General features: G+C 61.9%; 12 protein-coding genes and 1 tRNA gene. 11 read left to right on the top strand and 2 right to left on the bottom strand.

Annotated elements, in window-relative coordinates; all coding sequences use genetic code 11:
* Nucleotides 1–1379 (bottom strand): DEAD/DEAH box helicase family protein (locus tag Q7S96_01090; protein ID MDO8462856.1); only part of this gene is annotated, 1379 nt, incomplete at its 3' end.
* A 64-nt stretch (nt 1380–1443) separates the two neighbouring features.
* Here Q7S96_01090 and Q7S96_01085 point away from each other — a divergent pair.
* The 11 genes from Q7S96_01085 (at nt 1444) to Q7S96_01035 (ending at nt 11485) form a co-directional block, all read left to right on the top strand.
* On the top strand, nt 1444–5031 hold the full coding sequence (locus Q7S96_01085; GenBank protein ID MDO8462855.1) for a class I tRNA ligase family protein: 3588 nt from the start codon (nt 1444–1446) through the stop codon (nt 5029–5031).
* 27 nt (nt 5032–5058) lie between these two features.
* Nucleotides 5059–5292: a hypothetical protein gene (locus tag Q7S96_01080; protein ID MDO8462854.1), complete on the top strand. Its 234-nt coding sequence runs from the start codon at nt 5059–5061 to the stop codon at nt 5290–5292.
* A complete protein-coding gene (locus Q7S96_01075; protein MDO8462853.1) occupies nt 5289–5696 on the top strand; it encodes a hypothetical protein in 408 nt (135 codons plus the stop codon). The genes Q7S96_01080 and Q7S96_01075 overlap by 4 nt, the downstream gene beginning before the upstream one ends.
* A gap of 146 nt (nt 5697–5842) precedes the next feature.
* Complete coding sequence (locus Q7S96_01070; protein MDO8462852.1) at nt 5843–7360, top strand: leucyl aminopeptidase; 1518 nt, start codon at nt 5843–5845, stop codon at nt 7358–7360.
* 7 nt (nt 7361–7367) lie between these two features.
* A complete protein-coding gene (gene ruvA, locus Q7S96_01065; protein MDO8462851.1) occupies nt 7368–7943 on the top strand; it encodes a Holliday junction branch migration protein RuvA in 576 nt (191 codons plus the stop codon).
* Nucleotides 7944–7968: 25 nt separating this feature from the next.
* Nucleotides 7969–9099 carry a peptidoglycan bridge formation glycyltransferase FemA/FemB family protein gene (locus Q7S96_01060; protein ID MDO8462850.1) on the top strand — a complete coding sequence of 377 codons (1131 nt, stop codon included), beginning with the start codon at nt 7969–7971 and terminating at the stop codon, nt 9097–9099.
* Nucleotides 9090–9161, top strand: a tRNA-Arg gene (locus Q7S96_01055). Before Q7S96_01060 ends, Q7S96_01055 begins: the two co-directional genes overlap by 10 nt.
* A gap of 194 nt (nt 9162–9355) precedes the next feature.
* Nucleotides 9356–10123: a helix-turn-helix domain-containing protein gene (locus tag Q7S96_01050; protein MDO8462849.1), complete on the top strand. Its 768-nt coding sequence runs from the start codon at nt 9356–9358 to the stop codon at nt 10121–10123.
* 76 nt (nt 10124–10199) lie between these two features.
* A complete protein-coding gene (locus Q7S96_01045) occupies nt 10200–10463 on the top strand; it encodes an excisionase family DNA-binding protein (protein MDO8462848.1) in 264 nt (87 codons plus the stop codon).
* Between the two features lie 18 nt (nt 10464–10481).
* Entirely contained in the window at nt 10482–10904 is a 423-nt protein-coding gene (locus Q7S96_01040; protein MDO8462847.1) for a type II toxin-antitoxin system death-on-curing family toxin, read from the top strand.
* A gap of 257 nt (nt 10905–11161) precedes the next feature.
* Nucleotides 11162–11485: a hypothetical protein gene (locus Q7S96_01035; GenBank protein MDO8462846.1), complete on the top strand. Its 324-nt coding sequence runs from the start codon at nt 11162–11164 to the stop codon at nt 11483–11485.
* A 647-nt stretch (nt 11486–12132) separates the two neighbouring features.
* Here Q7S96_01035 and cas1 read toward each other — a convergent pair.
* A complete protein-coding gene (gene cas1 / locus Q7S96_01030) occupies nt 12133–12882 on the bottom strand; it encodes a CRISPR-associated endonuclease Cas1 (protein ID MDO8462845.1) in 750 nt (249 codons plus the stop codon).
* Nucleotides 12883–13099 lie beyond the last annotated feature (217 nt).

Below are 13099 nucleotides of genomic sequence, written 5' to 3'. Positions count from 1 at the left end.
ACGAGCGTGCGCTGTTTCTTGGCGATCTGCGCGGTGATCTCCGCGATGAGATTCTGTACCTGGTGCTCGGTCGGCCGGATGTCTATCACCGGATCGAGGAGTCCGGTCGGTCGGATGAGCTGCTCGGCGACGAGACGCTCGCGCTGCTTGCGGCTCTGCGTCAGCTCGTACTCGTCCGGTGTCGCGGAGACGTAGACCGTCTGGGGGATGCGCGCGGTGAACTCCTCAAACCGGAGCGGGCGATTGTCCGCGGCCGACGGGAGGCGGAAGCCGTAGTCAATGAGCGTCTGCTTTCGCGAGCGATCGCCCGCGTACATGCCGCGGACTTGGGGGATCGTGATGTGCGACTCATCAATGAAGCAGAGCCAGGAGGAATCCCGCCGCGTGCCGCCGTACGCATGGTTGAAGAAGTCAATGAGCGTGAATGGGGGTTGACCCGATGCGCGGCCGTCGAAGTAGCGCGAGTAGTTCTCGATGCCGTGGACGTAGCCCGTTTCCTCGAGCATCTCGAGGTCGTAGCGCACGCGCTGCTCCAGGCGCTGGGCCTCCACGAGCCGGTCGTCGGCGCGGAGCGTGCGGAGGCGCGCTTCGAGCTCATCGCGGATGGCCACGTGGATCGCCGTCGCGTCGCGATGCGGGGCGACGTAGTGCGTCGCCGAGAATACGTCAATGCTCGTGAGGGCATCCACCGTCCCGCTGATGTTGCGGACGGCGATGCGCTCTACGCGGTCACCGTCGAGCTCGATGCGTACCCAATCCTTGTCCGATGCGACGGGGTAGATCTCCACGGTGTCACCGCGCACGCGGAACGTCCCGCGGCTGAGGTCCGTATCGTTGCGTTCAAACTGGAGGCCGACGAGCTGCGTGAGGAGCGTGCGGAGCGCGTAGCGGTCGCCGACGTGTACGGTGATGCGCGATCGCTCGTACTCCTCCGGCGACCCAAGGCCGTAGATACACGAGACGCTCGCCACAACAATGACATCATCACGCGTGAGGAGTGACTGCGTGGACGCGTGGCGGAGGCGATCAATCTCCTCGTTGATCATCGCTTCCTTCTCGATGTACGTATCCGTCTGCGGTTTGTACGCTTCGGGCTGGTAGTAGTCGTAGTACGAGACGAAGTAATGCACGGCGGCCGTGGGGAAGAAGTGCTTGAGCTCGCTGTAGAGCTGCGCCGCGAGCGTCTTGTTCGGTGAGATGACGAGCGCGGGTTTGCCCGTGCGCTCGATGACGTTCGCGAACGTGAAGCTCTTGCCCGATCCCGTCACACCGAGGAGCGTCATGTGCGGGGAGCCGTTCGTCACCCACTCCGTGAGCTGCGCGATCGCGCGGGGCTGGTCGCCGGTGGGGGTGAAGTCGGACTGGATTGTGAGCGGCATACACGGACAGCGTAGCACATCGCATTGCGTCGCGGTCGTGTGCGGGGTACGATGGGAGTCGCCTATGGCGCAGCAAACTCCATCGGAACGAGAAGCGGAAATCCTCGCGCTCTGGGAGCGTGAGCGGGTTTTTGCGCGGTCGCTCGAACGTGACGCGCCGCACGGTGATTTCGTTTTCTACGAGGGTCCCCCGACGGCGAACGCGCCACCGGGACTCCACCATGTGGAGGCGCGTACGTTCAAGGATGTCCTCCCGCGCTTCAAGACCATGCGCGGGTACCGCGTGCGGCGCAAGGCGGGCTGGGACACGCACGGACTTCCCGTGGAGCTCCAGATTGAGAAGAAGCTCGGCCTCAAGACGAAGCGCGAGGTTGAGCAGTACGGCATCGCGGCGTTCAACGCGCAGTGCCGCGATTCCGTGTGGGAGTTCAAGGGCGCGTGGGAGCGATTGACGCAGCGCATCGGATTCTGGATTGACACGACCGATCCGTACATCACCTACGAGAGTAGCTACATCGAGAGCGTGTGGTGGTTCCTCAAGCAGGTGCACGAGCGGGGACTCCTCACGCGGAGTCACAAGATCGTCCCGTGGTGTCCGCGATGCGAGACACCGCTCTCCTCCCACGAGGTCGCGCAGGGGTACGAGGATAACACGGAGGATTCGTCGGTCATCGTGCGGTTCCCCATCGCGCACCACACGTTCGACATCCCGCGCGCGGCGGAGGTCTCGATGCTCGTCTGGACGACCACCCCGTGGACGCTCCCGGGCAACGGCGCGCTCGCCATTGCCGCAGACGGCATGTACGCGGTCGTGCGCCAGGGGACGGCGTACGTCCTTCTCGCCGCGCCGCTCGTGACGCGCGTGCTCGGTGAGAATGCGGAAGTCGTGCAGACGCTCCGCGGCACCGAGCTCATCGGCCTGCGCTACGAACCACTCTACCCGCGGATAGACACCGTCGCGCACCCATCTGCGTACCAGGTGCTCGATGCGGATTTCGTTTCCTTTGAGGAAGGCACGGGCATCGTCCACATCGCGCCGGCGTATGGCGAGGACGACTTCCGATTCGCGGAGCGCGGTATTCCCGTGACGTACTCCGTGGATGAGCACGGCACCATGGCGGCGGGCCTGCCGGGCGCGGGGAAGTTTGCGAAAGCTGCCGATGCGGACATCCGCGAAGAGCTCCGCCAGCGCGGACTCCTCTATCGCGACGAGACCATCTGGCATACCTATCCCTTCTGCTGGCGCTGCAAGACCCCGCTCCTCTACTTCGCCCGCGCGTCGTGGTTCATTACGATGTCCAAGATCCGCGAGCAGGTACAGGCCCGCAACGCGCAGGTGGATTGGCATCCCGCGCACATCGGCACCGGCCGCATGGGCGAGTGGCTCCGCGAGCTCAAGGACTGGGCCATCACGCGCGAGCGATACTGGGGCGCGCCGATGCCGATCTGGCGATGTGACACGTGCGCGACGAACGAGGTCCTCGGATCGTTCGCGGAGCTCCTCGCGCGCGCACGCAAGCGCAATCGGTTCATCGTCATGCGCCACGGCGAGTCCGAGTCAAACGTGCGGAACATCATCAGCTCCAAGGTGGAGACGAGTGACCAGTACCCGCTCACGGCTGCGGGCGAAGCGCGCGTGCACGATGCCGCAACGCTGCTCAAGGCGCAGGGCATCACGAAGATCGTCGCGTCGCCGTTCTTCCGCATGCGCCAGACCGCGACTATCGTCGGCGCGGCGGTCGGCGTGACGCCGGAGTACGTTGACGCGCTCCGCGAGATTGACCTTCCGGCGTTCGATGGCCGACCCGTTTCCGAACACCACAAGCAGTTCGCATCGCGCACGGAGCAGTTCACGAAAGACGACGGCGTGAACGAGACGTGGGATGCGCTGCGTACCCGTCTCCTCGCGTACCTCAGGGAACTCGACGCAGCGCATGCGGGCGAGACGATCCTCGTGTGCACACACGGCGACGGGCTCTTGCTCATCGAGCATGCGCTCTCCGGCCTTACGCGCGGCGGCATTGATCGCGTGCCGTATCCGGAGTACGATGCCCCGCACGAGCTCCCGTTCGTCGGCGCGCTCATCAACGATCGCGGCGAGTTCGACGTGCACCGGCCGTTTATAGACACCGTTACCTGGCCGTGCGCGAAAGACGGTTGTCGCGGCACCATGATGCGCTACCCCGAGGTTGTGGACGTGTGGCTCGAGTCCGGCTCCATGCCGTTCGCACAGCACCACTACCCGTTTGAGCCGGTGCCGGAGGGCCTTGCGGATGACCATGGCGCGCCAAAGCCCGCGGGGTTCATCGCGGAGGCGATTGACCAGACCCGCGGGTGGTTCTACACGCTCCTCGCCGTGGCAACCGCGCGCGGTGAGGACGCGCCACCTTTTGAGCACTGCATCGTGCTCGGCCACTTGCTCGATAAGCAGGGCAAGAAGATGTCAAAGTCCAAGGGGAACATCGTGGATCCCGATGCGATGCTCGACCGTTACGGCGCCGATGTCGTGCGCTGGTACATGCTCACGGTCAACCAGCCCTGGGATGCCAAGGCATTTGACGAGCAAGACCTCACACTCATTTCCCGAAAACCCTTTGGCACGCTCCTCAATGTGCTCTCCTTCTGGGAACTACACGGTGGTGGCGCGGGCGCGCAGTGGTTGTCATTGCGAGGGAGCAGCGCGACCGAAGCAATCCCGGCCAATACCGACGCGGGTGCGCTCCTCGACTCCTGGCTCCGCGCCCGCTTCGCAAAGCTCCACGCGGACGTCACGCAGCACCTCGATGCCTACGAGATCACCGAGGCCGCGCGCGCGATCACCGACGCGACAGACGATCTCTCCACCTGGTGGCTCCGTCGCAGTCGCGAGCGGCTGAAAGCCGGTGACAACGGCGCGCAGCAGACGTTCACCGCCGCCCTCCAAACCCTCGCCGTGCTCCTCGCACCATTCGCGCCGTTCACCGCTGAGCACATCTGGCAGATATTAAAATCCTCCCCCTCTCCGCGTGCTCGGGGAGAGGGGGAGTTAGAGGGGGAGAGGTGGTCTGATTCCGTGCATCTCACTATGTGGGATTCCAATGCGCCACTTGTATCAAATACTGACGCGGAACTCCTCCAAAACATGGACGCGGTACGCGCCCTCGTTTCCCTCGGCCTCGAAGCCCGCGATCAAGCCGGTATCCCCGTCCGCCAACCGTTGGCCACGCTCTTCATTCCTGTTGTCATTGCGAGGAGCGAGTCATCGAGTGACGCGGCAATCCCGGCGTTCACCGATCTCATCGCCGACGAGCTCAACGTCAAAACGGTCCTCATTGATCCTGCGCTCAAGGATGGCGTTCGTCTCGACACTGCGATGACCCCCGAGCTCAAGCGCGAGGGCATGGTGCGCGAGCTCATCCGCAAGGTGAACGGCCTGCGGAAGGACATGGGCCTCGCACCGTCCGACGCGATCACCGTCACCTACCACACGGACGACATCGAGCTCCAACGCGCGATCGAAGAACACCACGTCACCATCGAGCGCGGCACCGTTGCTTTGCTCTCCACCTCTTCCAGAGGGGGAGTTGGAGGGGGAGCGGATACGGCAGCAGCTCACCACGCCATAACCATCGCCTCCGCCCCCATCTCCCTTGACATCGCGCGGAAGGAATGATACGGTATTCCCGAAAGGAGGCGCCCTATGCGGGTGTCGAAGCTCTTTACAGGCGATTGGTGGCTCCCCGTCGCGGTCATCGGAGGAACCCTCGTGCTGATGGTTGGCTGTGCATTCCTTGCGCTCTATGTGTCGCACAAGACGCTCACCGTGATCTTCTGTTTCATGATGGGGGTCGTGTTTGGACCATCGGTCTATCGTCTCGCGCTGAAGAAGGACGCGTGGCTCCGTCGTCGGCTGCGAAGAGGAGGGAAGACATGAGAACGTTGGAACTTGCGTTGCGCGGTCACACATCTCCCTACGCGCACGAGATCATCGAGGCCTTCGGCGGTGTGTGCTTCAAGACGATTCTGGAGATGGCCTCGCACCGCCTGATCATCACCTCGCTCAGCTTCGAGGTCAAGCGTTTTAGGAACTGGTACACGAGCAGTGCCGGTGACAAGCCGCTCTACGTCCTCATCCCGTCGGTGGTGCTCGTCGCCGTCTGGGTCGAGCGCCTCGAATCGTACGCGGCGATCAAGTACGCGACCGCGTCGCCTCCTAATCACGTTGGGCACGAGGGCTTCTCCGCCGTCTTCCTCCAGCATCGGAGTGGCATCGGTCTCTACATCTGCCTCGACCCGCGCGGTGCGTTCCTCCGCGACGCATTCTCCCTCGGCGTCTAGCCGATCGGCCCCTCCGCTACCAAGTGGAGGGGCTTCACGTTGCGCGCGAGGGAGGGCGTGGTACGCTGCCCGTGTAGCGGAGGTCTTTAGGCCTCCAGCATGTGCATCGTTTCCATGGAAAGGTGCAGGTTTTGCTCCATTTTTCTATGCAGTACACTACAACGCTCGACGCGCCGCTCTTCGAGAAGGTGGAGGCGGTGATCGTCCCGCTCTCCGAGTCGGAGTGCGCACGGCTTCCGGCTGCGTACAAACCACTCGACCGCGCGCTCGACGGTCAGCTCGCCGCCGCGCTCGCTGCGGGCGACTTCAAGGGCGAGGAGCACACGACGTGCAACCTCTACACCGCCGGTAAGATTCCCGCGAGCCGCGTGCTCCTCATCGGCACCGGCAAGGGGAAGGATGTCTCCATCATCGAATGGCAGCACATCGTGGGCACTGCAGCGCGCACGCTCCAGGCGACGCGCGTGACGCGCTACGCGCTCGTGCTCCCCGCGGCGTACCTCAAGAGAGTCAAACCCCACGAGCTTGGCGCGCTTACCGCGAAGGGTGTGCTCGTCTCCACATACCACTTCGCGGAGTACAAGTCCGATCCGGCGGCGAAACTTCCGGAGCCCACGCAGATGATCGTCGGCCCGCTCACCGCGGCTGCAGACAAGCAGTTCGTGAAGGGTATCGAGGAAGGCACCATCGTTGGCGAGTCCATGAACTGGATGCGGCGGTTTGGCGATATGCCGTCGTCCGATGCAACGCCGACGTACCTCGCAAAAGAGGCGCAGAGCATTGCGAAGTCAGACAAGCGGTTCACCGTGAAAATCATCGAGAAGGCCGAGATGGAAAAGCTCGGCATGGGCGCACTCCTCGGCGTGGCGCGTGGCGCGGAAACGCCGCCGAAGTGCATCGTCATCGAGTGGCGCGGCGATGCCCACGCGAAGGACACGTGGCGTGCGTTGGTCGGCAAGGGCATCACGTTCGACACCGGTGGTATCTCCATCAAGCCGTCTGCCGCGATGGACGAGATGCGCTACGACATGTGCGGCGGTGGCGCGGTGCTCGGTGCGATGCGCGCGATCGGTATGCTCGGACTCAAGGCGAATATCGTGGGCATCATTCCCGCAACGGACAACATGCCCGGTGGCCGCGCGCAGAAGCCGGGTGATATCGTGAAGACCATGCGCGGGAAGACCATCGAAGTCCTCAACACCGATGCCGAGGGTCGCCTCGTGCTCGCCGATGGTCTCGGCTACGCGCAGCAGTACGAGCCCAAGGCCATCGTGGATCTCGCCACGCTCACCGGTGCGTGCGTCGTCGCGCTCGGTCACCACTACGCCGCGCACTTCGCGAACAACAGCGCACTCGAGAAGCAGGTGCAGGAGGCCGTGGATCGCTCCGGCGACCGCTCCTGGCACATGCCGCTCGGCGATGCCTACACGCGCGAGGTGAAGAGCGACGTCGCGGACTGGCAGAACCTCGGCAAGATGGATCGCGCCGGCGGCTCCATCACCGCCGCAGCGTTCCTCGAGCAGTTCGCGGAAGGCCGCCCCTGGGTACACCTCGACATCGCCGGCACCGCCTGGGACACCCAGCCCAAGCCCTGGCGCGGCAAAGGTGCCACCGGTTTCGGTGTCCACCTGCTCGTGGAGCTCGCAAAGAAGTGGAGTAAGTAGGTTGCTCATGCTCGCCTTCCTCCGCGGAACCATCCAGGCGAAGCTCGCCGACAGCGTCATCGTGGAGCTCCACGATGTGGGGTACCGCGTGCTCGTGCCCGCTCCGGTGCGCGAGCGTATGCGGGTGGGGGATCGCGTTGAACTCTACACGCATGAGGTCGTGCGCGAGGATCGGCGCGAGCTCTTCGGGTGCACCACGCAGGACGCGCTCCAGCTCTTCCTCCAGCTCATCTCCGTCTCGGGTGTGGGGCCAAAGAGCGCGCTCGGCATCCTCTCGCTCGGCGAGCCGCAGGACATCCGCGACGCCATCGCGCGCGAAGATGTCGTGTACCTCTCCAAGGTGGTCGGCATTGGCCGCAAGACCGCGGAGCGCGTCGTCATTGATCTCCGAGGGAAGATGACCGTGTCCAGCGACGCACTGGCCGGGGTGTCTGCGACCGGAACGAACGGCGATGTCGTCAGCGCGCTCGAGAAGCTCGGGTACAAGGCGAAGGAAGTCCGCGACATCATCCGCAGAATCCCGCACGACGGCACACCCGAGGAGCGACTCAAGGCCGCGCTCCAGGAGCTCGGGAGGGGATAGTATGTGTGCGAGTGGTGATGAGAGTATGGACGACCTCTTGCAATCAGCGGGATGGGAGCAATTCCAGCAAGCACTCGGACACCGCACGCATCGCGTTGACGGTGTTTTGGCGATCGAGCTGCCGCTGCCGCTTGGGCAACGCTACCTCTACTCGCCGCGAGGCGGCGAAGCTACAAGCCGACAGCTGCAAGCTGCAAGCGCATGCGCACGGAAAACGGGAGCGATGTTCTGGCGCGGAGAGTGCTCCACACCACTCGCAACGCGCAACTCGCAACTCGTCACCCCCGCCGTCCTCCGCCGTCAGGTCGAGCCCCAGCATACCTGGCGGGTGAACCTCGAGCCGTCACTCGATGCGGTGCTCGCGGGGATGCATGAGAAACATCGGTACAACGTACGCCTCGCGGAAAAACGAGGGGTGGTGGTGAGAACGGTTTCTCTCGTTCCGTCATCTCGAGCGGAGCGGAGCGCAGTCGAGAGATCTCGTCAAGCAGATGGGGCTGCAGACGCTGGACGAGATTTCTCCGCTCGCGGACTCGGTCGAAATGACGATGGAAGAGGCGGACTCGGTCGAAATGACGATGGAGGAGGCGGACTCGGTCGAAATGACGCGGCGGGGGACTTCGATATCTTCTGGTCCCTCCTCCGAGACACCGCTGCACGGCAACGGATACAGACGCATCCGCGTGCGTACTACGAGACGATGCTCGCGACGCTTCCGGATACGTCGCTCTTCCTTGCCGAGCGTGAGGGCGTTCCGCTCATGGGCGCGATCATCGCATACCACGGCGACACCGCAACGTATCTCCACGGCGGGTCCTCGTACGAACACCGCGCGCACATGGCACCGCACCTCCTCCACTGGATCGCGATGTCCCACGCGAAGGAGGCAGGCATGCGCTGGTATGATTTCGGTGGTGTCGTCCCACCCGAGCGTAGCGGAAACCTTCAGGTTTCCACGGACGGGTCATCGGATACATCACGCCATCAGGAAGATGGAGGTCTGAAGACCTCCGCTACGCCGTCCTCCTGGTCCGGTATGACCCGATTCAAGCAGGGGTTTGGCGGAGAGATGGTGACGCATCCGCCGATGTATGATATGGTGTTCCGAAGTGGTTGGTATACTGGAATGGCACTCCTCGCGCGTTTGCGCCCATAGTTCAACGGATAGAACGCGGGCCTCCGGAGCCCGAGATCCAGGTTCGATTCCTGGTGGGCGCATTGGAGATCGATACTGTCGCACACCCCGTGGTTCATCCACGGGGTGTGCTGCTTGCTTTGATCCCCTCCCTCTCCGCGTACTCGGGGGGAGGGAGGGCTAGGGAGGGAGGGGTGTCCTGAATGTCGAACTTTTCGACACTTCTCGCGGTTAGTGCTATGCTCAGAGCAAATGCATCCATGACCTGATACACTCTATGGCATCCTCCCACACCGCAGACGAACGCGAACTCCTCCACGCGCTCACGGCATTTGGATTCGATGAGAAGGAGGCGCGGGTGTACTTGGCGGGGCTCACGCTCGGCGCAACATCAGTGCTCGAGCTCTCGCGCCGCACGCGGCTGCCACGCACGACGCTCTATCCCATCCTGGAGGACCTTCGCCGGCGCGGGCACTTCAAGCTCGGCAAGAGCAAGCGCGGGAGCGTGTACACCGCAGAGGACCCCAAGGAGCTCGATGCGCGATTCCGCACGCGGGCACGCCTGTTCGCGGACACGCTCCCCAAGCTCGAGGCGCTGCGTGGCACCGTACATGAACAGGCCGGTGTCACCCTCTTTGAGGGATCGGACGGTTTCCGCCAGCTCTGGCAGCGCATCTTCAACTCCGGTGTCACGGAGTACCGCAACCTCACCGCCGGCGTGGGGTTCACCGAGTTCGTCCACGAGCAGTACCTCGTGGAGCGCATCGTCGCCGAGCGCGTGCGCCGCGGCATCCGTTCCAAGCATCTCATCAAGGACTCCCGAACCGCACGGAAGATCATCGAGCAGGACGCCGCCCAGCTCCGCGAGTCGCGCCTCCTCCCGTCCGGCATTGATCTCCCCGCATCCACCATCATCTTCGGCAACGAAGTCGTCTTCATCACCACCCGCAAAGAGAACACCATGACCCTCCTCTCCAGCCCCGAGAGCGCCGCCACGCTCACAACCATGTTCGATCTACTATGGGAGGCGGCGGAGCGTTCGTAAGTTTTTTGTCTGAATTGAGCGAAGAATATACATCTTGGTTAACCATTGATTTCACGGTTAACATCGTGTATCGTATATGTACATGCATGAGAAGCCCTACATCACCACCACCGAACTTGCCGCGCTGCTCGGCGTCAGCCGCATTGCGGTATTCAAGAAGATTCAGAAGGGACAGATTCGTGCCGAGAAGGTGGGGCGAGCGTACCGCATTGCGAGGAGCAACGTGCCGGAAATCCTCGGTGCATCGCTGACCATCCAGCGAAGGAAACAGATTGATGCAGCGGTACAGCGCGTTGTCCGCGAATACGGCGAGACGTTGGATCTCCTCGCCCGAGAATGAGGCGAGGGGCATCATCGTATGCGCGCGAAGCCGATCACCGTCGTTGAGGTGGAGCATATTGCATTCGCGTTGGCGCAGCGCGTCATGACGTGGGATGAGCCGTTTCCCGCATTTCAAACCAGGACACCACACGCATTGGAGCGATGTCTCGCGGCGCCGTTTGCGGGGCACAAAGGCGGCCAGTTCTACCATGGGATTGCAGAAAAAGCAGCGATCCTTTTTTACCTCCTCATCAAAAATCATCCGTTCCTCAATGGCAATAAACGTATCGCGGTCACTTCGCTGTTCGTGTTTCTCTCGACGAACGGCAAGTGGGTTAATGCCGATCCGAAGCATCTCTACGCATTCGCCAAGTGGGTTGCCGAGAGTGATCCAAAGCACAAGGATCAAACGGTCGCCGCGATCGAGAAGTACATCAAGGAGCACATGGTGCAGCAGTAGTACCTCCGGCACCACCCAACACATCCCCCGTACACTCGAGGTTGTTTTTGCGCTAGGAAATTGAGTTCAAGTATGTCCACGCCAAACATTCAGCGATCCCTCCGCGGGTATCGTCTCCACGGTCATCGCCTCGCGTTCGCGCAGGCGTAGGAGGAGCTCCGTGCAGAACGCGAAGGAAAGGCCGCGCGGTTAGTGAGCAGCATTCGGACGATGAAGTACAAACTGAAGGTTTTCGAGGAGCTGCGCGAACAGCTCGTATGGTGGTAAATGGCTGCATCTTTTTTCAACCACTCGAGTTCGGTTTTCGGTTTGCCGATGAGTTGGTAGAGCTCGTTGATCCTTCGGCCTGTGGTCTTGTGCTCCTGCTTGCGCTTATGCGCGAAGAGCGTGGCGAGGTTCTCGAGGAGCTGTTTCTTTCACGCGCTAATCTGCGTTGGGTGGACCGCGTGCTCACTGCTGAGCTGCGCCATCGTTTTCTGGCCTTTGACCGCCTCGAGTGCGACCGCCGCTTTCTATGTGGGAGTGAAGGTTTTCCGCATAGGATTTTCAGTATACGAAATCCATCATATTTACTCCTATAGGGTGATCTTTTTTCTTGGGTCCATTATAGTACAGTACTGTTTCATGGCGTGATGTCTATAGATCAACAAACTGGGAAACCACCGCCTTGACACGCCCTTTCCCCTGTGTCACAGTGCCAGTGTCGTCACTTCGGTGGTGATCCAGCCGCCCGCCTTTTGGTGGGGATTCGTATCCGGCTGGCCCTCACGGCGGTGGCGGTTGTTTCTTCGGAAACAGACGTCTTGCCGCAGGTCTGGGGGGAAATCCCGTTCTTTTCGAAAGAAGAGAATACCACGACCGAGTCGTGGATCCTACTCTGTATCGGGGAAGCCCATCAGTGCCCTAAGGAGTGCCCGTAGCAATGGGAGAGCCAAAAGATTGATTGCGTACTCTCATTTCTAAGAATCGCTCCTCTCGGTGTTCTGTCTTCGCTCTGTTGCGCGGGGATCGTTCTCATGGGGCATCCCGTACTGGAGTGGGAGGGGTGGGTACTCGCAGGTGAGGCCGGCGGTGTCGCCGTAATGGGGCATCCCGTACTGGAGTGGGAGGGATGGGTACAGCGCGCAGGGGAAGTCGGCGAGCGCCACCGTGTGACAACTCGTACTCGGTTGAAACAACGAAACCCTCGGATATAATCCGAGGGTTTTACGCGTCGTCGAACTGTCCATCATTGTGCGGGCACATGCGTCCAGTGTGCCCATGAGTGTTGATACGGGACGTACTGCATACCCTGTCGGAGCGCAGTTGCGTATGCGGCAACTTCCGCATCGAGCACCGCAATGATCCGCCACCACTCTTTCTGGTATCGGGTTCGTTCTTGCAATCGGCGTTCAATACGTACAACCACTGTGTCCGGTTTCATCGGCTGTCCGTGCATTCGACTCCACTGGGGAAGCAAGGCGCTGTCAACGACGGGCTGCCGGAAAAGTTCTTCAAAATCGTACACCAGTGCCTCATGTCCTTCAATTGGCGCGTGGAGAACACCGATACCCGCACAGAGTCCGTGCGCGCGGAGCGTGCGTTGGATGGTTCGTGCGAGGATGGTGTATCCGATGTTCAGTGAGGCGTTCCAGTGATCGGACGCATGAGGATGGACACGTCGCCAATCGTCCCGCACGCCAGCAAGCATTCCATACGATCGCCAATATGCGCGTGCGGCATGCGCCTCGTGAAGCATAAGCGCGCGACGCGACGGTGCCGCGAGGAGCGATGCCGTTGCCGCACGAGTGACGGAGATAGTCGCCCGGAGCACTCGCGCCTGTGGCATCTCCATACGTTCGCGGTTGGAGAGATATCGGGTGAGGAGATGCGTCATATTTGTATTTTTTCGTTCGATGAGTGCCCGTGCGGTTTCTATTGCATACGGGGACTCCCAGTAGCGCGCCTGAAGAAGATGGAGATGGAGACGAGTGTGCATACGCGTATTGTTATGGAGATAAGGAAACGCTCCCCGATGTACATCAGGGAGCGGCATTTTTTGCGCTCTCGCGCAATCTTCGGACAGCATCCACACTACACAATCAGTACGGGTTGCCACACCGAGTGCCGAGCGTACGTATTGTCTCCGCAGTACCCCCCCCACTCCAGTACGGGATGCCCCATGAGAACGATCCCCGCGCAACAGAGCGAAGACA

The organism is bacterium (assembly GCA_030647005.1).
GTDB lineage: Bacteria > Patescibacteriota > Patescibacteriia > JACPHY01 > JACPHY01 > JAUSKG01.
The sequence above is the reverse complement of the archived record's forward strand: the minus strand, read 5'-3'. Positions and strand labels throughout refer to the sequence as shown.